The sequence below is a fragment of the Streptomyces sp. RerS4 genome (assembly GCF_023515955.1).
In the GTDB taxonomy this organism is placed as follows: domain Bacteria; phylum Actinomycetota; class Actinomycetes; order Streptomycetales; family Streptomycetaceae; genus Streptomyces.
On the sequence record NZ_CP097323.1, the window covers coordinates 86,971 to 109,175 of the forward strand.

The 22,205-nt window shown below is 72.9% G+C and carries 18 protein-coding genes; 14 read left to right on the forward strand and 4 right to left on the reverse strand.

Annotated elements, in window-relative coordinates; genetic code table 11:
- Positions 1 to 35 precede the first annotated feature (35 nt).
- On the forward strand, positions 36 to 554 hold the full coding sequence (locus tag M4D82_RS33235; protein WP_249772574.1) for a hypothetical protein: 519 nt from the start codon (positions 36 to 38) through the stop codon (positions 552 to 554).
- 298 nt (positions 555 to 852) lie between these two features.
- Positions 853 to 1,923 carry a saccharopine dehydrogenase gene (locus tag M4D82_RS33240; protein ID WP_249772576.1) on the forward strand — a complete coding sequence of 357 codons (1,071 nt, stop codon included), beginning with the start codon at positions 853 to 855 and terminating at the stop codon, positions 1,921 to 1,923.
- A gap of 49 nt (positions 1,924 to 1,972) precedes the next feature.
- On the opposite strand, the gene M4D82_RS33245 is transcribed toward M4D82_RS33240, so the two are convergent.
- Positions 1,973 to 2,911, reverse strand: coding sequence for a ScbA/BarX family gamma-butyrolactone biosynthesis protein (locus M4D82_RS33245; protein WP_249772578.1), 939 nt, complete (start codon positions 2,909 to 2,911; stop codon positions 1,973 to 1,975).
- A gap of 113 nt (positions 2,912 to 3,024) precedes the next feature.
- Between M4D82_RS33245 and M4D82_RS33250 the strand changes: the two genes are divergently transcribed.
- Positions 3,025 to 3,657 (forward strand): ScbR family autoregulator-binding transcription factor, encoded by a 633-nt coding sequence (locus M4D82_RS33250; protein ID WP_249772580.1) that lies wholly within the window; start codon positions 3,025 to 3,027, stop codon positions 3,655 to 3,657.
- 235 nt (positions 3,658 to 3,892) lie between these two features.
- Complete coding sequence (locus tag M4D82_RS33255) at positions 3,893 to 4,663, forward strand: SDR family NAD(P)-dependent oxidoreductase (protein ID WP_249772582.1); 771 nt, start codon at positions 3,893 to 3,895, stop codon at positions 4,661 to 4,663.
- Positions 4,664 to 4,688: 25 nt separating this feature from the next.
- Here M4D82_RS33255 and M4D82_RS33260 read toward each other — a convergent pair whose 3' ends face one another.
- Positions 4,689 to 5,351 carry a TetR family transcriptional regulator gene (locus M4D82_RS33260; protein WP_249772584.1) on the reverse strand — a complete coding sequence of 221 codons (663 nt, stop codon included), beginning with the start codon at positions 5,349 to 5,351 and terminating at the stop codon, positions 4,689 to 4,691.
- 307 nt (positions 5,352 to 5,658) lie between these two features.
- Between M4D82_RS33260 and M4D82_RS33265 the strand changes: the two genes are divergently transcribed.
- A complete protein-coding gene (locus M4D82_RS33265) occupies positions 5,659 to 6,855 on the forward strand; it encodes an IS701 family transposase (RefSeq protein WP_249772586.1) in 1,197 nt (398 codons plus the stop codon).
- A 55-nt stretch (positions 6,856 to 6,910) separates the two neighbouring features.
- Here M4D82_RS33265 and M4D82_RS33270 read toward each other — a convergent pair whose 3' ends face one another.
- Positions 6,911 to 7,432 carry a hypothetical protein gene (locus tag M4D82_RS33270; protein WP_249772588.1) on the reverse strand — a complete coding sequence of 174 codons (522 nt, stop codon included), beginning with the start codon at positions 7,430 to 7,432 and terminating at the stop codon, positions 6,911 to 6,913.
- Entirely contained in the window at positions 7,429 to 7,989 is a 561-nt protein-coding gene (locus M4D82_RS33275) for a hypothetical protein (RefSeq protein ID WP_249772590.1), read from the reverse strand. The genes M4D82_RS33270 and M4D82_RS33275 overlap by 4 nt, the downstream gene beginning before the upstream one ends.
- 147 nt (positions 7,990 to 8,136) lie before the next feature.
- Between M4D82_RS33275 and M4D82_RS33280 the strand changes: the two genes are divergently transcribed.
- The 9 genes from M4D82_RS33280 to M4D82_RS33320 all read left to right on the forward strand — a co-directional run bounded on the left by M4D82_RS33280 (position 8,137) and on the right by M4D82_RS33320 (position 22,162).
- A complete protein-coding gene (locus M4D82_RS33280; RefSeq protein ID WP_249772592.1) occupies positions 8,137 to 8,580 on the forward strand; it encodes a winged helix-turn-helix transcriptional regulator in 444 nt (147 codons plus the stop codon).
- A gap of 134 nt (positions 8,581 to 8,714) precedes the next feature.
- On the forward strand, positions 8,715 to 9,698 hold the full coding sequence (locus M4D82_RS33285; RefSeq protein ID WP_249772595.1) for a DUF1702 family protein: 984 nt from the start codon (positions 8,715 to 8,717) through the stop codon (positions 9,696 to 9,698).
- Between the two features lie 92 nt (positions 9,699 to 9,790).
- Positions 9,791 to 10,777, forward strand: coding sequence for a DUF1702 family protein (locus M4D82_RS33290; protein WP_249772597.1), 987 nt, complete (start codon positions 9,791 to 9,793; stop codon positions 10,775 to 10,777).
- Positions 10,774 to 12,696 carry a CRTAC1 family protein gene (locus M4D82_RS33295; RefSeq protein ID WP_249772599.1) on the forward strand — a complete coding sequence of 641 codons (1,923 nt, stop codon included), beginning with the start codon at positions 10,774 to 10,776 and terminating at the stop codon, positions 12,694 to 12,696. The genes M4D82_RS33290 and M4D82_RS33295 overlap by 4 nt, the downstream gene beginning before the upstream one ends.
- Positions 12,693 to 13,823: an RnfABCDGE type electron transport complex subunit D gene (locus tag M4D82_RS33300; RefSeq protein ID WP_249772601.1), complete on the forward strand. Its 1,131-nt coding sequence runs from the start codon at positions 12,693 to 12,695 to the stop codon at positions 13,821 to 13,823. The genes M4D82_RS33295 and M4D82_RS33300 overlap by 4 nt, the downstream gene beginning before the upstream one ends.
- Positions 13,820 to 19,753, forward strand: coding sequence for a type I polyketide synthase (locus M4D82_RS33305; protein ID WP_249772603.1), 5,934 nt, complete (start codon positions 13,820 to 13,822; stop codon positions 19,751 to 19,753). Before M4D82_RS33300 ends, M4D82_RS33305 begins: the two co-directional genes overlap by 4 nt.
- Entirely contained in the window at positions 19,750 to 20,253 is a 504-nt protein-coding gene (locus M4D82_RS33310) for an acyl-CoA thioesterase (RefSeq protein WP_249772605.1), read from the forward strand. The genes M4D82_RS33305 and M4D82_RS33310 overlap by 4 nt, the downstream gene beginning before the upstream one ends.
- Positions 20,250 to 20,819 (forward strand): flavin reductase family protein, encoded by a 570-nt coding sequence (locus M4D82_RS33315; RefSeq protein ID WP_502989108.1) that lies wholly within the window; start codon positions 20,250 to 20,252, stop codon positions 20,817 to 20,819. The genes M4D82_RS33310 and M4D82_RS33315 overlap by 4 nt, the downstream gene beginning before the upstream one ends.
- Positions 20,816 to 22,162 carry a cytochrome P450 gene (locus M4D82_RS33320; protein ID WP_249772607.1) on the forward strand — a complete coding sequence of 449 codons (1,347 nt, stop codon included), beginning with the start codon at positions 20,816 to 20,818 and terminating at the stop codon, positions 22,160 to 22,162. Before M4D82_RS33315 ends, M4D82_RS33320 begins: the two co-directional genes overlap by 4 nt.
- The last annotated feature ends 43 nt before the right edge of the window (positions 22,163 to 22,205 follow it).

The following is a 22,205-nucleotide window of genomic DNA, read 5'->3' on the forward strand; positions in this document are numbered from 1 at the left end:
TGTACTTAGTTCAAGTCGCCCGAGGGGATCTCGTCATGCACGCTTCCATCGCCGTACTGCAGCTGCTCGTCGCCACCGCCTTCCTCAGCATCCCGCTGGTGCGCCACCGCTTCGGCGCCGCGGCCACCGTCGCCGCCGAGACCGAACTGCGGCGCCAGGGCGTGCGGCCCGGCGTCCTCGCCGAGAACGGGATGCGCTTCGACGCCGGCGGGCACGAGACCTGGGCGCCCGTCTCGATCGCCGCGTCGATGGCGCTCGCCGCCGGCCTCCACCTCTTCGGCGGCTCCTGGGCGGCCGGCGTGACCTGGGTCCTCCAGTCGATCGTCCTGCTGATCAACTGCGTGATCCTCCACAGCAACCTCACCGCCGTCTCCTCCGTGACCGCCGCCTTCGCCCGCAAGGGAGACGAGGAGCTCGCCCGGATCGACGTCGCGGCCCTGCTCAAGGCCGCCGAGGGCGGCTTCCCCGGCTGGGTGTGGGTCCTGCAGAACGCCCGCCACGTGGTGGTCTTCGGCGCCTCGATCGCCGCCCTCGTCCTCACCGCTCAGGCGTGAGCCGCCCGTACGTCGGGCAACGGGCGCCAGGCCCCGCTAGGTTGGGAGGACAGCACCTTCACGTCAACCCCGATCCCCGCACCCCACCCCCCGGGCGGGTGAATCCCGGGGTCCTCGCCCCCGGCGTGGCGGGCCACCGCAGCCCAGGTCAGGCGCCTGCCCCCGCCGCCCGTACCGGCCGTGGCCGGCGAACCGCGCACGGCACGCTGGAACACCACCGCGACCGCGGTGACCCGCCGGCGCGGGGCGACAGCGGCAGGTCTGCCACCCCCAGCCCGTAGACAGGACGAACCGCACGATGTCGGACAGCACCCACCTCTGGATGCGGCACGAGGCCCGCCCCACCGAACGCCGCGCCCCCCTCACCCCCGAGGACGCGGCCCGCCTGGTCCGCGGCGGCGTCCGGATCACCGTCGAGGAGTCGCCACAGCGCGTCTTCCCGCTCGCCGCCTACGAGGCCGCCGGCTGCGCCACCGCCCCCACCGCCTCCTGGCACGCCGAGGCCCCCGACGAGGCGTACGTGCTCGGGCTCAAGGAACTGCCCGCCGGTCCGGACGCCCCGGCCCTGCGCCACCGTCACATCTACTTCGGCCACGCCTACAAGGGGCAGGCCGGCGCCGCCGAACTGCTCGCCCGCTTCACCGCCGGCGGCGGGGCCCTGCTCGACATGGAGTACCTCACCGACGACGCCGGCCGCCGCGTCGCCGCCTTCGGCTACTGGGCGGGCTACGTCGGCGCGGCCCTCGCCGTCCTGCACCACCGGGACACCCTCGCCACCCCCCTCGCCCCCACCGACCGGCCCGCGCTCGACGCGCTGCTGGCCGAGGGCGCGTACGACGCGCCGTACGCGGACCCCACCACCGCCCTCGTGGTCGGCGCGCTCGGCCGCAGCGGCCGGGGCGCCTGCGACGCCCTCGTCCGGGCCGGGCTGGAGCCCACCCGCTGGGACCTCGCCGAGACCCGCGCGCTGGACCGGCCCGCCCTCCTCGGACACGACCTGCTGGTCAACACCGTGCTGACCACCTCGCCCGTGCCGCCGTTCCTGACCAAGGCCGACCTCGACGACCCCGAGCGCCGGCTCTCGCTCGTCAGCGACGTCACCTGCGACGTCACCTCCGACTGCAACGTGCTGCCGGTCTACGACGAGACGACCACCTGGACGGAGCCGGTACGCACCCTGCGCGGCGGGGGCCACCCCCTGGACCTCATCGCCATCGACAACCTCCCCTCCCTCCTGCCCGTCGAGGCCAGTACCGCCTTCTCCGCCGAACTCGCCCCCCAACTGGAGGGGTTGGCCGCACGGACCGACGTATGGGAGCGCGCCCTGCGCACCTTCCACACCTTCCGCGCGGCCGTCGTCGACGCCTGAGACGCCTGAGACGCCTGAGACGTTTGAAGCGCCTCGGGCGCGCAGGCGGTCAGGGGATGTGGGCGACCGCGACCGTCGCCTCGAAGACGGGCGCCTCGTCCTGGACGGCGGTCACCCGCAGCCCCTTGTCGCGGCCCTCGGTCTGCGGCGGGACCGGTTCGGCGGTGATCCAGCAGGGGCTGGTGAACTCGACGTAGCGGCGGAAGGTGATGTTCATCGACGCGGGCCACCAGGCGCCCCCCTCGGGGGCCGACGCGTGGGCGGCCTGCCGCGCCGCCTCCAGGAGCATCATCCCCGGGACGTGGTCGACCGGGTGGTCGAACAGCACGGGGTGCGTCGGGTCGACGCGCAGCCGCCAGCGGTCCGCGTCGGCGGTGGGGGACAGGACGACGTCGTCCGGCCGGTCCCGCCGGCACAGCGCGGGCGACAGCGCCGGGGTCGGGTCGGGCATCGCCCAGAACCCGCTGGTCCCCGCGCGCCCCGCCCGCAGCCGCTGGTAGACGGCCGGGGCGTGGCAGTGGAAGACGGTGCTGGCCACGGCCAGCAGGGTCTCGCCGCGGGTGATCTCGTAGTGCATGGACAGCGCGACGGGCAGCCCGCGCCGGTAGGTGATGTTCGTACAGTTCACGTGGAGCTGGAGCTCGGCCGGGGTGCGCTCGACGCGCATCGCGTGCGGGTTGACGGCGTAGCGCAGCCGCGACCAGCTCAACTGGTGCCCGAACGGCACCCCGTAGGCGGTGTGGGTCAGGAGCGGGAGCGTCTGGCGGATGGTCTCGCACAGCAGCATGGGGTCGTACAGGCCTCGGTCGCAGACGTAGAAGCCATGGCAGCGAGGCCACTGGGCATCGATCGTGAACGCATCGGGTCCGGTCGACGTGCATCCCGTGAGGAAGACGTCGGAGAGGGCCGCGCGGTGAACGTATTCCTTCGCAACGGTCGTGGTCAGGGCGCTGCGTACAGGTGCGGGGCGTTCAGTCGATATGAGCATGCCATTCCCCTCTGGCGTGCGTATGTGTGGCCATGAATGGCCTGGTCGGCCAACGGCGCGGACTGTAAAATAAAGTGCGTTCGCTTTGTTTGTCGAGAGAGGATGCACAAGTGGTGGAGCCGCAGTTGAAGCAGGAACGCGCGGTGAAGACCCGGCAGGCGATCATCTCGGCGGCGGCCGAGGTCTTCGACGAGAGCGGCTACCTCGGCGCGAGCATGCGCGAGATCATGAAGAGGGCCGGCGTCACGCTCGGTGCGGTGTACTTCCACTTCCCCAACAAGGAAGCCCTGGCCCTGGCGGTGATGAACTCCCAGCCGGAGACCATCATGCCCAGGCTGACCTCGGACGGGCTCCAACGCCTGGTGGACCTCACCCTCGTGTGGTCGCACCAGCTCCAGGTGGACAAGATCCTGCGCGCGGCCGTGCGGTTGGCCGTGGAGCAGACCGGCTTCGGGGTGCACGACGCGGAGTCGTTCCACGAATGGCAGAAAATCATGGAGGAATGCCTGCTCGTGGCCCGGGACCGGGGTGAACTGGCGGATTCCGCCGAGGTGCGGAGGATCGCGGAATTCGTCGTCGGGGCGTGCACCGGCATGCAGCTGTACTCCGACCTGGTCACCAACCGTTCCGACCTGCCCCGACGCACCGTGACCATGTGGGAACTCCTCATCCCTTCCATCGCCAGCGAAAGCGGGCGGAAGTCGGTGAAGGTCAGCGTCCGCCGTGCGGCGGCCCTGATCAAGTAGCGGACGCGAAGGGGTTCTCGCGGGGGTTCAGCGGCTACGTCCACGACGGCGCCGTTCGACGTAGACGGGTGACAGCCGACGGCGTAGGCGGCGTACGTTCCGCCTGTCGGCCGGCTGATTCGGTGTGATAGAACGCCTCATCCCCAGGTGAACGCATGACCGGTTTTGCGTGGCCGTTGCTTGCTCCGCCGACCTGCCAGCCCCCCTCTCCGCCGCTCCGTCGAAGGACCCCGTCATGAGCGACTTACGCCTGCTGGAGAACAAGGTCATCGTGATCACCGGCGCCTCCAGCGGCATCGGCGCCGCCGCCGCCCGGCTGTTCGCGGCGGAGGGCGCGGCCGTGGTCGTCACGGCCCGCCGGCAGGGGCACCTCGACGCGCTGGCCGAGGAGATACGCCGGCGTGGCGGGCAGGCGACCGCCGTGGTGGCCGACGTGGCCCTGTCCGCCGACATGGCCCGCGTGGTGGCCCGCGCGGTCGAGGAGTACGGCCGGCTCGACGGCGCCCTCAACAACGCCGGCTGGGCCACGGCCGGCACCCGCGTCCACGAGACCGACGACGCCGTCTTCGACCGGGTCCTCGACGTGAACCTGCGCGGCGTGTGGAACTGCCTCAAGCACCAGCTCCCCGCGATGCTCGCGGCCGGCCGCGGCGGATCCATCGTGAACACCGCCAGCGTGGCCGGGGTCCTCGCCACCGGCGCCACCGCCTCCTACGTCGCCGCCAAGCACGCGGTGATCGGCCTGACCAAGGCGGCCGCCGACGAGTACGCGGCCGACGGCATCCGGGTCAACTCCCTCGTGGTGGGCAGCACGCGGACGGAGCTGATGACCGACATCATCAGCCACACCCCCTCGCTGGAGGAGGCCTTCACCGGGCGCTCCCTGCAAAAGCGCATGGCCGACCCCGACGAGGTGGCCCAGGCGGCGGCATGGCTGTGCAGCGACCGCTCCTCCTTCGTCACCGGAACGGCGCTCCCCGTGGACGGGGGCTGGACGGCGGCCTAGCCGGACACCCCCGGCCTGGTCGTCCCTAGTGGGCCACCTGGCCGCTGCGGCCCGGGGCGGTGGTGTCGACGGGGCGGCGGGTGACCTCCGCGATCGCGTCCCGGTCGGCCAGTATCCCCGTCAGGACCAGCCGCCAGGTGTTCTCCAGCAGCCGGATCGCGCCCTCGGTGGACCAGGCCGGGCCCGTGGGGCGCCGCGAGGCCATCTCCGTGGCGGACACCAGGCTCAGCACCAGCGCCGCCACCGCCTCAGGGTCCGTCCCGCGCAGCAACCCGCCGTCGTCGCGGGCCTGGCGCAGCAACTCGTGCGCGTCCGGGAGCCAGGTCGCGGACCAGGGCTGCGCCCCGGGCCGTTCGCGTTCCAGGCGGATGGTGGCCCGTACGGCCGCGTTCCGGCCGATCTGCCGGGTCAGCTCCAGGGTCAGCTCGACGAGCCGGCGCAGCGCGGGGCCGGGCCGGGCCCGTACGCGCTCCAGGGCCGCGCGGGTGTCCGCGCGGCCCACCTCCTCGACGGCCTCCGCCAGTTCGGCCTTGGACTTGAAGTGGAAGGTCAGTCCGCCCACCGAGATCCCGGCCGACTTGCTGATCTGTGACAACGAGGTCCCGGCGTAGCCGTCCTCGTCGAAGTGCGCGGCGGCCGCCCGCACGAGGGCGCCGCGGCTCCTGACCGCCCTCTGCTGATTCGCCATGGGGTCTCCGAACGGGGTCGGGAGGTGCCCGGCCCCACGGGTGCGCTGTCCCGGCACCTCAAGCGTGCGTGGTTGAGATCCGTCACAGCTTCCGCATGATCAGGCGGCGAACGCAACGCAGAGTTGCCGAAGTGGTCACTGGACGTGGTCGGACCACCCTGCCGGCGGTGTCCGGGCCGCTCACTTGCCGAAGTCGGCGCGGAAGAAAGGGGCTTGGGGTGGAGGTGCGTCCATCCACTGGAAAAAAAACGAACGATCGCTATGCTGATGCGAGCGGCTGGATGACCGATGCAGGAGGGATCGTGCCATGGCGGCGAACGCCTCGAACCTTGCCCAAGCGCCCGTCTCGGTGATGACCGAACAGCTCTTCGGGCACCTGCCCCGGGCCGACCAGCGCTACTGGGCCCAGGCCTACCTCCAGGGCCTGCTCACCACCGAGGGCAAGAAGTCGGTACGGCGCATCGCCGCCGCCGTCTCCGATTCCCCGACGGCCCCCCAGTCCATGCACCAGTTCGTCAACGCGAGCCCCTGGGACTGGGACCTCGCCCGCGCCGAGCTGACCCGCTGGGTGGAGCGGCGGGTGGAGCCCCAGGCGTGGGTGCTCGACACCGCCGTCCTGCGCAAGCGCGGCGAACACTCCTGCGGCGTGCACCGCCGCTTCGTGCCCGCCACCGGACGCTCCGTCAACTGCCAGGTCGGCGTCGGCGCCTTCCTCGCCACCGAGACCGACGCCTACCCCGTCGACTGGGGCCTGCTGCTCCCCGGCGCCTGGGCCGGCGACGAGGAACGCCGCTCCCGGGCCCGGATCCCCGAGGGCGTCACCCACCGCGCCGTCGAACAGCACACCCTCGACCTCGCCGACTCCCTCACCGCCAACACCCGCTTCGGGGCCCCGCCGATCGTCGCCGACCTCACCTCGTGCCCCGGCGCCGCCGCGCTGGTACGGGCCCTGAGCGCGCGCGGCCGCGACTTCGTCGTGGCCGTACCCGGCCGCATACCGGTGGTGCCCGGCGTCCACAGCACCGGCCGGGCGACGTACGTGGGCGGCGGCGGACTGCCGGCCGCGATGGAGGCCCGACGCTTCTTCGAGCTCAAGCCCGAGAGCCACTTCCGCCTCGACACCCTCGGCAGCCACGAGGGCCACCCCGGCCGCACCTCCGTGGTCACCGGCCTGGTGCGCCTGCCCGAACTGCGCACCACCCGCCAGAACCCGCACCACACCTACCGGCTGTTCGCCGTACGCCACCACGCGGGCCGGCGCTCGCCCCAACTGTGGCTGACCAACATGGTCTACCGGCGCTCCGACGAACTCGTCGCCCTCGCCCAGCTCCACCGCCGGACCGGCGTCACCGTCCAGCGGCTGGAGGACGACTTCGGCCTGCTCGACTTCGAGGGCCGCTCCTACCCGGGCTGGCACCACCACATGACCCTGGTGTCGGCGGCCTACGCCTACGGCCGCCTCGCCCTCCCCGGCGACACCGCGCCCGAGGGCCGCACGGCCTGACACCCGCCGGGCCCCTTCCTCCCCCGGGGTTCGAGCCCCCCGTCCCTCCGCCTCCCTACCCCCGCGGCGGAGGGACGGGGCTTTTCCGGGCGGCGGTGCGCGGGGGCATCAGGTGGCGGCGGACCACCACCGCCACGAGGGCGTAACCGGCCGCGAGGAGGGCGAAGGTGAAGATCCACTCGTGGGAGCCGCCGGGGCGGTAGACGCGCCCCGGGTTGCCGACGTCCATCGCGGGCGCCGCCTCGCCCATGGCGAGGGAGCCGCGCCCCGTCCCGTACAGCTTGACGTCCTCCCGCGCTCGCGCCCCCTCGGCGGCGCGGAAGGTGCCCGTCCATTCGCAGGTCTCGTGCCCGGGGTGTTGGACGCAGGTCAGCCGGCTCGCCGTGAACGTCCCCGGTACGCCGTCGGCCGTAGCCGCCCGCAGCGCGTTGCCGAGGTTCGGCAGCGACACGTAGAGCATCAGCGCGGCGGCCATCAGGACCAGCGACGAGACGAACCCGGACGGCCCGCGGGCCGTCCGGGTGTGGGGCGCGGGCCCGCCGGTCCGCTCCGGGGCGGGGGCGGCCGTCAGGCTCATGCCGTCAGGGCGCAGTCGCAGCGGGCCGAGGCGTTGTCGGCGTGCGCCCGCGTGTGCAGGACCATGGCGATGATCATCGGGATGGTGACGATCGCGTTGTAGAAGAGGTGCAGCTCCACCCGGGGCGCGATCAGCTGGACGATGCTCGTCGGCACCGCCTTGCCCGCCAGGAAGGCGCCGGTCAGCGCCTGGAGCAGGAGCAGCAGGTGCTCGAAGTGGTGCCACACCTGGACGCCGAGGGTGACGTTCCACCAGGTCCGGGAGCGGCCGGTGAAGCCGCGCCGCAGCAGCAGGAACCCGGCCAGCATGAGCAGGGCGTACCCGTAGTGCATCCACTCGGACTTGATCAGCCACGGGAACGGCACGCCGAGGACCCCGCGCGCCTCGGGCAGCGGCCAGCCGAGGATGTATATCTGCGCGGCCTGCGCCAGGTGCTCGGCCCAGTGCGCCACGACGATGACCGCGAAGACGCGCAACGCGTTCTTGTGGTGGCGGGTGTTGAGCGCGTCGATCAGTCCGGTCGCCTGTCGGCTCGCGGAGTGGGTTCCTGCGGCCATCTCGACACACCTCTCGGTCAGTTGTGGGTGGGACCCGCATCATCCCACCACCGCCCGCGGCGGGTGGTCTTCTTCCGGATTGCGCAACCGCGTCCGCCGGGCCCGAACGAGTCCTTTCACGCAACTCGCTCGGTTACGGTGGTCCGCATGCTGCCACGGACATACGAAGGACAGGACTGCAACCTCGCCCGCTCCCTCGAAGTGATCGGCGAACGCTGGAGCCTCTTGATCGTGCGCTCGGCGCTGCTCGGCGTGAAGCGCTTCGACGGCTTCCTCGGCACCCTCCAGATCGCCCGCAACGTGCTCACCAACCGGCTCGGCCGGCTCGTCGACCTCGGGATCCTGGAGCGCGTTCCCTACCAGGACAAGCCCGTCCGCTACGAGTACCCGCTCACCCCCATGGGCCGGGACCTGACCACGGCCGTCCTCGCCCTCATGCAGTGGGGCGACCGCAACCTGCCCACCGAGGACGGCCCCCCGCGCCGCGCCGAACACATCGGCTGCGACGGCCACGTCCACGTCCGGCCCGTCTGCGACGGCTGCGCCCGCGAGGTGCACGGCGAGGAGGTCGCCGTCCGCCGACTGCGCTGACGTCCCCGCCCTGACCTGCCCCGCCCCCGCCGCGCACGGCCGTTGCGCACACCTGAAGATGCCGCCCCGCGGCCCGCGCGCCCACGATGGGCCCTCCGCCACCACCTCGGGTGGCTGCGCGAAGGAGGAACCGCGTGGCAACGGCACTGGGATCACTGCGCAGGCTGCTCATGGCTCCGTCCCTGCGGGAGGTGAGCTTCTCCGGCCGGGGCTTCCCCGTCGTCGAGAGCGCCGCCACACGCCAACTGGAGACCATCCCGCAGGCTGTCGTCACCGGCTTCGAATGGGGCATCGAGGACCGCGACCTGGCGGAGACCGAACGCCGGCTGTCGCTGGTCGACGCCGAACTGCGCGGTTTCGCCTACGAGGGCGCCACCATGGCCTGCGTCATCCGCGACGCCATGGGGCCGGGCCGCGGTACCCGCACCGCGGACCTCCTCCGCGGCGGCGGCCGGCCGCACATCTTCCTCAACTACATCGGCATCGGCTTCGCCATGTCCAAGCTGCCCCGGCCGCTGTGGAAGAAGGTCGTGCCCGAGCTGGAGGGCGAGGAGTTCTACCCGCCCATGACCTGGCTCGCCGTCGACGGCTACGGCTTCGACAAGGCCTACTTCGACACCCGCCGATGGGTCGACGAGCAGCGGCCCGACACCCCCTACGCCTGGGACGGACACCCCGCGTACTTCCAGCGGGCCGTCGACCAGGGCATCGGCCGCGCCCTGTGGTTCATCGGCGGCGCCCGCGTCGACCAGGTCGCCGCCTCCGTCCGCCGCTTCGCCGCCGACCGGCAGAGCGACCTGTGGGCCGGCGTCGGCCTCGCCGCCACCTTCGCCGGCTGCTCCACCGCCGAGGACCTCGCCGCCCTCGGCGCCGCCGCGGGCGAGCTGGCCGACCACGTCGCGCAGGGCTCCGTCTTCGCCGCGAAGGCCCGCCACTTCTCCCGTACCGTCCCCGAGCACACCCGCACCGCCGTGCGCGCGCTCGCCGGCCTGACCGTGGAGGCGGCCGCCGCGCTCGCCGACGACAGCGCCCCCGCCACGAGCCCCGCCGGCGAGGTCCCCACGTACGAACTCTGGCGCCGGGCCGTGCGCGAAAAGCTGCCCGTCCATTCTGTTTGAGCATTCCTGAAGTGGACCCGTCGACCGGGTACTTGGCAGATTCGCATTGAGTAAGGAAATTCAGGAGCAGTAAACGAGGGGCGGTTTACAACGTGTCCACCTTGCGTGCGCTGAGGCGCCGAATCCTCACGCCCAATGTACGGGAAACACAGCTGGAAACACGCGGATTCCACGTGAAGAACGCGGCCGCGAAGCACCAGCTGGAAACCGTCGGGGCGACCTTCCTCCAGGGGTACGCCTACGCGGTCGAGGCCCGCTCCGCCGCCCAGGCCGAGGAGTGGCTGGAGACCGTCCCCCTCGCCTACCGCGGCTTCGCCTACGAGGGCGCCGGCATGGGCGCCGTCATGCTCGACTCGCTCACCGGCGGGACCAAGCGGCTGGACGGCCTCCTCACCGGCCGGGGCGCCCACCACGACTACATGATCTACGTCGGGATCGGCTGGGCGATGGCCCGCCTGCCCCGCTTCCTGTGGCCCGACGTGACCCGCTTCGACCCGGTCCTGCGCTGGCTCATCCTCGACGGCTACGGCTTCCACCAGGCCTACTTCCACACCGACGGCTACGTCCGCGACCCGCTGACCGCGCCCCCCTTCCACTGGAAGGGCGGCCCCGACGCCTACAGCGCCCGCGTCGTGGACCAGGGCATCGGCCGCGCCCTGTGGTTCGTCGGCGGCACCGACCCCGAGGTCGTCGCGCGGCTGATCGCCGCCTACCCCGAGGACCGCCACGGCGACCTCTACGCCGGCTCCGGCCTGGCCTGCACCTACGCGGGCAGCGCCGACGAGGACGAGCTGCGCCGCTTCGCCGAACTCGCCGGCCCCCACCTGCCGAACCTGGCCCAGGGCTCCGCCTTCGCCTGCGAGGCCCGCGTCAAGGCCGGCACCGTCATCGACCACACCGTCATGGCCGCCCGCGTGCTGTGCGGCGAGCGCACCCCCGAGGAGGCCTCCCGGGTCTGCCTCGAACTGCGCCCCACCACCTGCGACGGCGGCGACGTGCCGGCGTTCGAGACCTGGCGGCAGCAGATCGCCGAGAAGATCACCTCTCCCATCATCTTCCAGAAGGGGGCAAGCGCATGACGCACCCCATTTCCTGGATTCGCCGGCAGGCCCCGGGAATCATTGCCCTCACCGTCATGGTGAGCATGTTCTACGCGGTGAAACCGGACTCCCAGGCCGTGGCCGACGACAAACAACTCGCCGGGAATTTCAATTTCGTCCCGATGTCGATCGCGATGCCCGCCGGATACCGCCAGCAGACCGTCCGCAAGGTCAACAAGGCGTACAAGCACATCGAGGGCTGGATCTCCTCCGTCGGCGCCGGCGTCGCCATGAACGACCTCGACGGCGACGGACTGGCCAACGACCTGTGCATCACCGACCCCCGCATCGACCAGACGGTGATCACGCCCGCGCCGGTCCCCGGCCGCAAGAGCGAGACGTACAAGCCCTTCGTGCTCGACCCGGCGCCGCTGCCGAAGAACGACATCACCGCGCCGATCGGCTGCGTCCCCGGCGACTTCAACGAGGACGGCGCCACCGACGTCCTCGTCTACTACTGGGGCCGCACCCCCGTCATCTACCAGGCGAAGAAGGAGGCCCGGGGCCGCGCGGAGACCCTGGACGCCACCGCCTTCGTCCCCGTCGAGCTGGTCCGCGGCACCGGCGGCGCCGCCTACAACGGCCCGCTGTGGAACTCCAACGCCGCCACCGTCGCCGACTTCGACGGAGACGGCCACCAGGACATCTACGTCGGCAACTACTTCCCCGACAGCCCCGTCCTGGACGACACCGTCGACGGCGGCGTCACCATGAACGACTCGCTCTCCCACGCCCAGAACGGCGGCGGCGGCCACTTCTTCCGCTGGACCCCCCAGGGCTTCGAGGAGGTCACCGGCGTCCTGCCCGAGGGCCTGGGCAAGGGCTGGACCCTCGCCGTCTCCGCCACCGACCTCGACGGCGACCTCAAGCCCGAGATGTACCTGGCGCACGACTTCGGCACCTCCGCCCTGCTCTACAACAAGTCCCGGCCGGGGAAGTTCGAGTTCGCCGAGGTCAAGGCATCCCACACCGCGCTGATGCCCAAGTCCAAGGAACTGGGCCGCAGCTCCTTCAAGGGCATGGGCGTCGACTTCGCCGACCTGGACGGCGACGGCATGTACGACGCCTTCGTCTCCAACATCACCACCTCCTTCGGCATCCAGGAATCCAACTTCGCCTTCCTCTCCACCGCCCGCGACCAGAGCGACCTGCGTACCCGCTTCACCTCCGGCGAAGCCCCGTTCGTCGACCGCAGCGCCCCCCTCAACCTCGCCTGGTCCGGCTGGGGCTGGGACGTGAAGACCGGCGACTTCGACAACGACGGCACGCAGGAGATCACCCAGGCCACCGGCTTCGTCAAGGGCAAGCGCAACCGCTGGCCCCAGCTCCAGGAGCTGGCCACAGCCAACGACGAACTCGTCAAGCACCCCTACTTCTGGCCCAACGTCGAAGAGGGCGACGACCTCGCCGGCGACCAGTTCCTGCGCTTCTTCGCCAAGAACAAGGACGGCGCGTACAGCAACCTGTCCAAGCAGCTCGGCATGGGCGTACCGGTGCCCACCCGGGGCATCGCCACCGGCGACGCCGACGGTGACGGCCGCCTCGACCTCGTCGTCGCCCGCCAGTGGGACGCCCCCGTCTTCTACTGCAACATGAGCGACTCCGGGAACGCGTTCCTGGGCCTGCGGCTCACCGACGAGAACGGCTCCCCCGTGATCGGTGCCCAGGCCACCGTCACCCAGGGCCGCGGCAAGACCCTGCTGGGCCGCGTCGACGGCGGCAGCGGCCACTCGGGCAAGCGCAGCCACGAGGTGCTCTTCGGGCTCGGCGAGCACACCGGCCCGGCGCAGGTCCACCTGAGCTGGCGCGACCGCACCGGCCAGGTACGCAACCAGGATCTTCAGCTGACCCCCGGCTGGCACTCGCTCCAGCTCGGCGCCGAGGCCAAGGAGAAGTGACCGTGTCCACCACGCAGAAACCCGCCCCGCCACGCCACGACGTCAAGGTGGTCACCGCGCTCCGCCGGTTCGCCATCTCCATCTCCGTCCTGAACATCCTCGGCTACACCGTGCTCGGCTTCGAACAGGCCTGGCTGTGGCCGTTCATCGCGGTCGCCACCGCCTACACCACCGAGATCGTCCTGGAGGCGATCAGCGCCCGCGTCGACGGCCGCGCCCCCCGCTACGCCGGCGGCGGCTTCAAGGGACTCGTGGAGTTCCTCTTCCCCGCGCACATCACCGGTCTCGCCGTGAACATGCTGACCTACGTCAACGACCGCGTCTGGGTCATGGTCTTCGGCGTCGTCGTCGCCGTCGGCACCAAGTGGGTCCTGCGCGCCCCGCTCAAGGGACGCATGCGGCACTACATGAACCCGTCGAACTTCGGCATCGCGATCATCCTGCTGCTCTTCCCGTGGGCCAGCATCGCCCCGCCGTACCACTTCACCGAGTACCTGCACGGTCCCGCCGACTGGGTCCTGCCCGCCGTCATCGTCGCCCTCGGCACCCTGCTCAACGCCAAGCTGACGGGCCGCATGTGGCTCATCCTCGCCTGGCTGGTCGGCTTCGCCCTCCAGGCCGTCGTACGCGGTCTCATCATGGGCACCGCGATCCCCTCGGCGCTCGGCATGATGACCGGCACGGCCTTCATCCTCTTCACCAACTACATGGTCACCGACCCCGGGACCTCGCCGTCCAAGCGGAACTCGCAGATCGCCTTCGGCGCCGGCGTCGCCGCCCTGTACGGCCTGCTGACCGCGCTCGGCATCGCGTACGGCATCTTCTTCGCCACCGCCCTCGTCTGCCTCATCCGCGGCGGCTACCTGTGGGGCCTGCACTTCCTCGACAAGCAACGCGCCGCGCAGGCCAAGGAGGCCGCGGCCGGTGCCGCGCGCCCCGAGGGACTCAGCGTGCTCCCGACGCCCGCCCCCGTACCCGCCCCGGCGGCAGCGGCATCCGCGCCGGCCGCCCTCCCGGCCGTCGCCCTCCCGGCCGTCGCCGTCGACGCCTGCGCCGCGGGCACCTGCCAGCACGGAAAGTGCGCCTCCGTGCGCGCGGCACGGGAACGCAAGGAGGTCACCGTATGACCAGAATCGCGATCGTCGGCATGGCGGCCCGCTACCCCGACGCCACGAGCCACCGGGAACTGTGGGAGAACGCCGTCGCCGGCCGCCGGGCCTTCCGCCGGCTGCCCGCCGGCCGCATGAACCTCGACGACTACTACGACCCCGACCCGAGCGTCCCCGACCGCTTCTACGCCCGCAACGCCGCCGTCATCGACGGCTACTCCTTCGACCGGGTCGCCCACCGCATCGCCGGCAGCACCTACCGCTCCACCGACCTCACGCACTGGCTCGCCCTCGACACCGCCACCGCCGCCCTCGCCGACGCCGGCTTCCCGGCCGGCGAGGGGCTGCCCCGGCCGCGTACCGGCGTCGTCGTCGGCAACACCCTCACCGGCGAGTTCTCCCGCGCCAACGTGATGCGGCTGCGCTGGCCCTACGTACGACGCGTGCTCGCCGCCGCCCTCAAGGGGCAGGACTGGGAGGACCAGCGCCTCGCCGACTTCCTCGCCGGCGTCGAGGACGCGTACAAGTCGCCCTTCCCCGCCATCGACGAGGACACCCTCGCCGGCGGCCTGTCCAACACCATCGCCGGCCGCATCTGCAACCACTTCGATCTCAACGGTGGCGGCTACACGGTCGACGGGGCCTGCTCCTCCTCCCTGCTGTCCGTCACCACCGCCGCCGGCTCGCTCATCGGCGGGGACCTCGACGTCGCGGTAGCCGGCGGCGTCGACCTGTCCATCGACCCCTTCGAGATCATCGGCTTCGCCAAGACCGGCGCCCTCGCGAAGAAGGAGATGCGCCTCTACGACCGCGGCTCCAACGGCTTTTGGCCCGGCGAGGGCTGCGGCATGGTCGTCCTGATGCGCGAGGAGGACGCCCTCGCCCAGGGCCGCCGGATCTACGCGAGCATCGCCGGCTGGGGCATCGCCTCCGACGGCCAGGGCGGCATCACCCGCCCCGAGGTCAGCGGCTACCAGCTCGCCATGAGCCGGGCCTACGAGCGCGCCGGCTTCGGCGTCGAGACCGTCCCCCTCTTCGAGGGCCACGGCACCGGCACCGCCGTCGGCGACGCCACCGAACTGACGGCCATCATGGGCGCCCGCGCCGCGGCCGACCCCACCGCCCCGCACGCCGCGATCAGCTCCATCAAGGGCATGATCGGCCACACCAAGGCCGCCGCCGGCGTCGCCGGACTCATCAAGGCCACCCTGGCCGTCGACGCCGGCGTCCTGCCGCCCGCCATCGGCTGCGTCGACCCCCACGAACTGCTCACCGGCGACCAGGCCAACCTGCGTGTCCTGCGCAAGGCCGAGGCCTGGCCCGACGGGGCGCCGCTGCGCGCCGCCGTCACCGCCATGGGCTTCGGCGGCATCAACACCCACGTCGTCGTCGACAAGAGCGCGCCGGGCCGGCGCACCACACCCAACCGGCGTACCACCACCCTCGCGAACTCCCTCCAGGACGCCGAACTGCTCCTCCTGGACGGCGAGTCCCCCGAGGCCCTGCGCGCCCGCGTCGCCGAGGTCGGCGCGTTCGCCGCCCGGCTGTCCTACGCCCAGCTCGCCGACCTCGCCGCCACCCTGCGGCGCGAGCTGCGCGAACTGCCCTACCGGGCGGCCGTCGTCGTCACCTCCCCCGACGACGCCGAACTGCGCCTCGCCCGCATCGCCGACGCCCTCGCCGAGGGCGCCACCACCCTGCCCGCCGGCGACGGGAGGAGCTTCCTCGGGAAGGCGTCCGAGGCGCCCCGCATCGGCTTCCTCTTCCCCGGCCAGGGCTCCGGCCGGGGCACCGGCGGGGGCGCGCTGCGCCGCCGCTTCACCGAGGCCGCCGAGGTGTACGACCGGGCCGCGCTGCCGGCCGCCGGCGACATGGTGGCGACCAGCGTGGCCCAGCCGCGCATCGTCACCGGCTCCACGGCGGGCCTGCGCGTCCTCGAAGCCATCGGCATCGAGGCCGACGTCGCCGTCGGCCACAGCCTCGGCGAACTCTCCGCCCTGCACTGGGCGGGCGCCCTCGACGCCCCCACCCTGCTGGAGGTGGCCCGGGTCCGCGGCCGCACCATGGCCGAGCACAGCGCGTCGGGCACCATGGCCTCGCTGGCCGCCTCCCCCGACACCGCCACCACCCTCGCCGAGGGGCTGCCCGTCGTCATCGCCGGGTTCAACAGCCCCGGCCAGACCGTCGTCGCCGGCACCGTCGACGCCATCGAGACGGTCGCCGAGCGGGCCGAGCGGGCCGGGGTCACCTGCACCCGCCTCGCCGTCTCGCACGCCTTCCACTCGCCGCTGGTCGCCCCGGCCGCCGACTCGTTCGGGGACTGGCTCACCGGCGTCCCCTTCGGTCCCGTGGACCGTCGGATCGTCTCCACCGTCACCGGTGAGGACCTGCGCGCCGACAGCGACCTGCCCAAGCTGCTGCACCGGCAGATCACCGACCCCGTGCTGTTCGCCCAGGCCGTCAAGGCCGCGGCCGCCGACGTCGACCTGTTCGTCGAGGTCGGCCCCGGCCGGGTGCTCAGCTCGCTGGCCGCCGCGTCCGTCGCCGACGTACCCACCGTGGCCCTGGACACCGACTCCGAATCCCTGCGCCCCCTCCTGCAGGTCGTGGGCGCCGCCTACGTCGCGGGAGCCCCGCTCATCCACGAGCGGCTCTTCCAGGACCGGCTCACCCGGCCGCTGGAGATCGGCGCCACGTTCGACTTCCTGTCCAGCCCCTGCGAACAGGCCCCCGAGGTGGTCCTGCCCGCCGGTCGCGGCAGCCGGCCCGGATCGGCCGACGAGGACGAGAGCGCGTCGGACGCCGCCCCCGGCTCCACCGGTTCCTCGGGCTCCTCCGGCTCCTCCGCGCTCGACGTGCTGCGCGCCCTGGTCGCCGAACGGGCCGAACTGCCCCCCGAGTTGGTCGGCGACGACATCAGCCTCATCGACGAACTCCACATGAGCTCCATCACCGTCGGCCAGCTCGTCAACCAGGCCGCCACCCGGCTCGGCATCGCCGCCGCCCACGTCCCCACCAACTTCGCCACCGCGACCCTCGCCCAACTCGCCGAAGCGCTGGACACCCTCGCCGGCACCGCAGGAGCCGGCGCCGCCGGCCCCACGGCCCTGGTCACCGCCGCCGCCCCATGGGCGCGCCCCTTCGCCGTCACCCTCGAACCGGTGCCACTGCCCCCGCCCGTGCCCGGCCAGATCGGCGGGACCTGGGAGCTGTTCGCCCCGGACGACCACCCGTACGCCCGGACCCTCCAGCGCGAGCTGGAAGCCGCGGGCAGCGGACCCGGCGTGCTCGTCTGCCTGCCCTCACCGGCCGGCCGCGAGGACGTCGAACGGGCCCTGGACGGCGCCAAGTCCGCCCTCGCGGGCGACCGCGGCCGCCGCTTCGTCCTCGTCCAGGACGGGCCCGGCGCGGCCGGCCTCGCCAAGAGCCTCCACCTGGAGGCCCCCCACCTGCGGACCACCGTCGTCCACACCCCGGCCGGCGGGGAAGCCGTCGCCCGGGTCCTCGCGGAGGTCGCCGCCACCGCCACCTTCACCGAGGTCCACTACGACGCCGACGGAACCCGCCGCGTCCCCACCCTGAGCGTGCTGCCCTACGAGGGCGAGCGCACCGAACGCGTCCTGGACTCCTCGGACGTGCTCCTCGTCACCGGCGGTGCCAAGGGCATCACCGCCGAGTGCGCCCTCGCCCTCGCCAAGGAGACCGGCGCCCGCCTGGCCCTCCTCGGCCGCTCCGACCCCGCCGAGGACCGGGACGTCGCCGCGAACCTGCGGCGCATGACCGACAGCGGGATCACCGTCGGCTACGCCCGCGCCGACGTCACCGACCCCGCCCGCGTCGCGGAGGCCGTCGCCGTCCTCACCGCCGAACTCGGCACCGTCACCGCCGTCCTGCACGGCGCCGGCCGCAACGAACCGGCCGCGCTGAGCGCCCTGACCGCCGAGGACTTCCGCCGCACCTTCGCACCCAAGGTCGACGGACTGCACGCCGTGCTCGGCGCCGTCGACCAGGGCGCGCTGAAGCTCCTCGTCACCTTCGGCAGCATCATCGGCCGCGCCGGCCTGCGCGGCGAGGCCCACTACGCCACCGCCAACGAATGGCTGGCCGCCGCCACCGAACAGGTCGCCCGCGACCTGCCCGACTGCCGGGCCCTGTGCCTGGAGTGGTCGGTGTGGTCCGGCGTCGGCATGGGCGAGAAGCTGTCCGTCGTCGAATCCCTCGCCCGCGAGGGCATCACCCCCGTCACCCCCGACCAGGGCATCGAGATCCTGCTGCGCCTGGTCCGCGACCCGGACGCGCCCGTGGTCAGCGTCGTCAGCGGACGCACCGAGGGCATCGAGACCGTACGCCGCGAACTGCCGCCGCTGCCGCTCCTGCGGTTCACCGGCACCCCGCTGGTGCGCTACCACGGCGTGGAACTCGTCACCGAGGTCGAACTCAACTCCGGCACCGACCTCTACCTCACCGACCACCACCTCGACGGCAACCTGCTGCTGCCCGCCGTCCTCGGCATGGAGGCCATGGTCCAGGTGGCCTGCGCCGCCATCGGCCGCGAGGACATCCCCGTCATCGAGGACGCCCGCTTCCTGCGGCCCATCCTCGTCCCGCCCAACGGCGCGGGCCGCATCCGCGTCGCCGCCACCGTGACCGCCGCCGACACCGTCGACGTGGCCATCCACGCGGAGGAGACCGGCTTCGCCGCCGAACACTTCCGCGCCCGCCTCGTCTTCTCGGGCGCCACCGCCCCCGACGGCGAACCCGACCAGGTCGCCGACGGCGTACCGGCCGCCCCCCTCGACCCGGCCGCCGACCTGTACGGCGGAGTCCTCTTCCAGGGCCCCCGCTTCCAGCGGCTGCGCCGCTTCCACCGGGCCGCGGCCCGCCACGTGGACGCCGACGTCGCCGTCGACCCCGGCGGCAACTGGTTCGCCGGGTTCCTGCCCGGCCGGCTGCTGCTGGCCGACCCGGGCATGCGCGACGCCCTGATGCACGGCAACCAGGTGTGCGTACCCGACGCCACCCTGCTCCCGTCCGGCATCGACCGGCTCCACCTGCTCGGCGCCGGCACCGATGTCCCCTCGGAACTGCGCTACTGCGCCACCGAACGCTCCCGCGACGGTGACACGTACGTGTACGACATCGCCGTCCGCACCGCCGACGGCACCGTCGTCGAACGCTGGGAAGGCCTCACCCTCCACGCCGTGCGCAAGACGGACGGCCAGGGACCGTGGGTGGCCCCCCTGCTCGGCTCCTACCTGGAAAGGGCCCTAGAGGAAGTGCTCTCCGCACAGATCTCCGTCGCGGTCGAACCCGACGCCACCACCCCGGACGGGCAGCCCGCCGACCGCAGGGCGGGCACCACCACCGCCATCCGCCGCGCCGTCGCCGCACCCGTGGACGTACTCCACCGCCCCGACGGGCGCCCCGAACTCGCCGACGGCCGGACCGTCTCCGCCGCGCACGGCCTCGGCCTGACCCTCGGCGTCGCGGCGGCCGAAGGCTCCGACGCCTCCGTGGCCTGCGACGTCGAGGCGGTGACCGGCCGCACCCCCGAGGAGTGGCAGGGCCTGCTCGGCCCGTACGCGCCGCTCGCCGAACTCGTCGCCAAGGAGACCGGCGAAAGCGCCGACACCGCCGCCACCCGCGTGTGGAGCGCCGTCGAATGCCTGCGCAAGGCGGGCGCGGCGCTCGACGCCCCGCTGACCCTGGCCCCCGCCGCCAAGCCCCACTGGGTGGTCTTCACCTCCGGGGCCGCGCGCATCGCCACCTTCTCCACCACGGTCCGCACGCCCGCGCGCCGCGCCGTCACGCCGCCCGGCACCACGGCGGCCCTGGCCGGCGCGGACGCGGCGCCGGCGGCCGTCGGCGTACGGGTCGGGGCCGTGCGGTCGGGCGTGTTCGCCGTCCTGACCGGCGGCGCCCCCACGGCAGGGGGGAACCGGTCATGACCGACACCGGAGCGCCGGCGCCCGTCGGCTTCGAGTACCGGCACACGGTCGCCTTCGCGGAGACCGACCTGTGCGGCCGGGTCGACCACGTCACCTTCACCCGCTGGCAGGCCCGCTGCCAGGAGCTGTTCCTGCGCGAGCACGCCCCCGGCGTGCTGTGCGACGAAATCGACGGGCCGCGCCTGTTCACCCAGCAGGTGGAGTGCGAACTCCTCGCCCCCGTCGCCCCCCTGGACGAGATCCGCATCCGGCTCACCTCCGCCGACGTCGGCCACACCGGTCTGGAACTCGCCTTCGACCACGTCAGGACGGCCGAGGACGGCACCACGACCCTGACCGCGCGCGGCCGGCAGCGGATCGTCTGCATGAGCGGACGCCCCGGCGAGGCCGTGCCCACCTTCCTCCCCGACGCGCTGGTGCGCGCCCTGGAGCCCTACCGGCGGGCGTCCGACGCGGACCCCGCGCAGCTGATCGGGCCGCTCGCCGGGAGCACCCCGTGAGCCCGCTCGCGGCGGCGTCCGCCGCGTCCGGACAGCGGATCGACCTTGACGACCGGCGTCAACTGCGCGGCGCCTTCGGGACGTTCGCCACCGGGGTCACGATCGTGACCGTCGGCGGCGACATCCCCCGGGGCATGACCGCCAACTCCTTCACCTCCGTCTCGCTCAGCCCGCCCCTGCTGCTGGTCTGCGTCGACAAGGACGCCGACATGCACCGCAGCCTGGAACGGTCGGCCACCTTCGGCGTCTCGGTCCTCGGCGACGGCCAGGAGGCCGTCGCCCGGCACTTCGCCGACCACTCCCGGCCCGTCGGCGCCGGCCAGTTCGACAGCGTCGACTGGCGGCCCGGCCGCACCTGCGACGCGCCCCTGATCACCGGGGCGAGCGCCCACTTCGAGTGCGAGAAGTGGCGCGTGTACGACGCCGGGGACCACACGATCTTCCTGGGCCGGCTGCTGCGGGCCTCCCGCACCACCGGCGCCGGCGCCCTGCTCTTCCACGAGGGCCGCTTCGGCTGCCCGGCCGAGCCCGGCGGCGACGCGCACGAAGGAGGCCGCGTGGCATGAACGTCAACCCGCCCGGACCGCCGCTGACGGCGCTCCCCGGCCTGCTCAGGAAACTCGCGGTCGACCGGCTCGGCCTCATGCGGGACGCGGCGGCGCTCGGCGACGCGGTCCGGGTGGCGATGGGCCCCAAGAAGCTCTACATCTTCAACCGGCCCGACTACGCCCGGCACGTGCTCGCCGACAACAGCGAGAACTACCACAAGGGCATCGGCCTGGTGCAGGCCCGCCGGGTCCTCGGCGACGGCCTGCTCACCAGCGACGGCGAGATCTGGCGCACCCAGCGCCGCAACGTCCAGCCCGCCTTCAAACCGGCCCGCATCACCGCCCAGGCGGACGCGGTCGCCGAGGAGGCGGCGAAACTCGTCGCGGGGCTGCGTACCCGCGAAGGGGCCGGACCCGTCGACGTCCTGCACGAGGTCACCGGCCTTACGCTGGGCGTCCTCGGGCGGACCCTGCTCGACACCGGCCTCGACGGCCACGACTCGGTGGCGCACGCCTTCGAGGACGTCCAGGACCAGGCCATGTTCGAGATGGTCACCCAGGGCCTGGTCCCCAAGTGGATCCCGCTGCCCGGCCAGTTGCGCTTCCGTAAGGGCCGCCGCGAGCTGCACCGGGTGGTGGACCTGCTGGTCGCCGACCGGACCGCGCGGATGACGGCGGGGCAGACGGCGGACGACGCGCTGTGCCGGATGATCGTCGCCGCCCGCGGCAAGGGCGACCCGGTCACGGCGCGCCGCCGGCTCCAGGAGGAACTGGTCACCCTGCTCCTCGCGGGCCACGAGACGACCGCGTCCACCCTCGGGTGGACGCTGCGCCTGCTGGAGCGCCACCGGGAAGTGCGCGAACGGGTCCGGGAGGAGGCCCGGCGCGTCCTCGGCGAACGGATCCCGGGCGCCGAGGACCTGCACGGCCTGACGTACACCACCCGGGTCGTACAGGAGGCCATGCGGCTGTACCCGCCGGTGTGGGTGCTGCCGCGCGTCGCGCAGAAGCGCGACGTCGTCGGCGGCTACACCGTGTCGGCCAAGGCCGACGTGCTGATCTCCCCGTACATCCTGCACCGCAACCCGGCGCTGTGGGAGGACCCGGAGCGCTTCGACCCCGACCGCTTCGAACCGGCGCGGGTGGCCGGGCGGCCGCGCTACGCCTACCTGCCGTTCGGCGCCGGACCGAGGTTCTGCGTCGGGAGCAACCTCGGGATGATGGAGGCCGTGTTCGTCACGGCCCTGCTCACCCGGGACCTCGAACTGCGCAGCGTGCCGGGGCACCCGGCGACGCCCGAGGCCATGCTGTCGCTGCGGATGCGCGGCGGACTGCCGATGACGGTGCACCCGGCGCCCTGAGCGCCGGCGGGCGTACGAAGAAGGGGCCGGCCGCGGATGTTCT